At 55.7% G+C, this 436-nt stretch carries 1 protein-coding gene and 1 pseudogene; both read right to left on the bottom strand.

Features of this window, described 5'->3' with window-relative positions:
- Window positions 1-158, bottom strand: a pseudogene (locus AWU74_RS13660) (IS5/IS1182 family transposase); the annotation flags it as partial.
- A 14-nt stretch (window positions 159-172) separates the two neighbouring features.
- The coding region (locus tag AWU74_RS08625) for a transposase (RefSeq protein ID WP_187150990.1) at window positions 173-436 on the bottom strand (264 nt) is incomplete at its 5' end.

Below are 436 nucleotides of genomic sequence, written 5' to 3'. Positions count from 1 at the left end.
TTAAGCATATCGAGCAGCTCGTTCGTGTCATACGCCTTGTCCGCAAGGAACGCTTCCGCCTCCAAATCCTCCATAAGGAGAGGCGCTTGATTACAATCCGCGACAGTACCGCTTGTCACAATGCCGCCTGCCGGCATCCCGTACTCGTCGACTACCAAGTGCAATTTGCTGTTCAGCCCCCTTTTGTGCGGCTAATGTCCTGGCTGCCGCCTTGTGCTCCGCATGCGTCCGCGTGTGCCTTGATATATGTCGAATCTATCATAAAGATATCCCCGGCAGGCTCGCCTATTGCGGCGTCCGCCAGCATTCTCCATATTCCCTTATCCCGCCAGCGGCAAAACCGCTTGTGTATGCTGTTCCAGTTCCCGAATTCTGGCGGTATATCCCTCCACGGAGCGCCTGTGCGCGTCTGCCACGCTACCGCGTTGATAAACAA

The organism is Treponema endosymbiont of Eucomonympha sp. (assembly GCF_001028545.1).
The sequence above is the reverse complement of the archived record's forward strand: the minus strand, read 5'-3'. Positions and strand labels throughout refer to the sequence as shown.